The following is a 1,361-nucleotide window of genomic DNA, read 5'->3' as shown; positions in this document are numbered from 1 at the left end:
CTACTGCTCTGAGAAGAGAGGAAACATAGCCCGCCGATTAACGGCAGGCGCACAACGGAGTAGGCCTGCCTTTATAACGCGTGAGTTACAGGGTGACTGTCCAATTGTGTGCTCCTGAGAAGAAAGTGACGAGATTCTATTCCGCCGAAACCAGGTTGTAAACCGTGCTGATAGTTTACTTTCTAAACCTTTTATCAACGATATTAAGAAACCCCTTAGCCGTAGTGCAACGGCAACCGGGCATAAAGCAGTTGATAATCTGGACAAGTGGCGATAATTCAACCAAAAGACAGCATTTATTGCTGAGACATAACTTTAATTTGGCTGTTTTGCAGTGGTTCACGCCAGAAATCGTCGATTTCGCCCTGCCATTCACCCTCAAATATCGCGGAATGAAAATTATCCTCTTTTCGCTGGATTAACCCGCCTGTTCGGTGCTTTTTCGCCATTGAATGCGGCTTTGCCTGTGCGTAAGATTCGTTGTTACGCCGTTTACATTCACATTCAAATAAGAAAAATTTATGCAAGCTTCCATCGCGCCATCCATCGACACCGATCCCAACGCCACGCCCGTCAACTCTCGCGGTAAAGTCGTTATTGCTTCACTGGTCGGCACTGCTATCGAATTCTTCGATTTCTATATTTATGCTACTGCCGCGGTAATCGTGTTCCCGCATATCTTCTTCCCACAGGGCGATGCCACCGTTGCCACGCTACAGTCACTGGCGACCTTCGCCATTGCCTTTATCGCACGCCCTATCGGTTCAGCGGTGTTTGGCCACTTTGGTGACCGTGTCGGACGTAAAGTCACGCTGGTCGCCTCGCTGCTGACCATGGGCATTTCAACCGTTGCGATCGGCCTGCTGCCGAGCTATGAAACGATTGGCGTGTTCGCTCCCCTGCTGCTGGCGCTGGCACGTTTTGGTCAGGGTCTGGGACTGGGCGGCGAATGGGGTGGTGCGGCACTGCTGGCCACGGAAAACGCTCCGGCGAAAAAACGCGCCCTGTATGGATCCTTCCCGCAGCTTGGCGCGCCAATTGGCTTCTTCTTTGCCAACGGCACCTTCCTGCTGCTCTCCTGGCTGCTGACTGACGAACAGTTTATGAGCTGGGGCTGGCGCGTGCCGTTTATCCTCTCAGCGGTATTAGTGCTGATCGGCCTGTATGTCCGTGTCTCATTGCATGAGTCGCCGGTTTTCGCCAAAGTACAGAAAGAGAATAAACAGGTGAAAGTGCCGATTGGCACCCTGTTCAGCAAGCATCTGGGTACCACTATTATTGGTACATTCATCATGCTGGCGACCTACACCCTGTTCTATATCATGACCGTCTACTCCATGACCTATGGCACCACGCCCGCG

General features: G+C 51.8%; 1 protein-coding gene. It reads left to right on the top strand.

The genetic code is table 11. The features are described from left to right. Nucleotides 1–521 precede the first annotated feature (521 nt). On the top strand, nucleotides 522–1,361 hold an 840-nt coding region (locus WH277_RS00885), incomplete at its 3' end, for an MFS transporter (RefSeq protein ID WP_339503832.1).

It is taken from the genome of Erwinia sp. MYb416 (genome assembly GCF_037479575.1).
GTDB lineage: Bacteria > Pseudomonadota > Gammaproteobacteria > Enterobacterales > Enterobacteriaceae > Erwinia > Erwinia rhapontici.
This window is presented reverse-complemented; position numbering and strand designations above follow the sequence as displayed.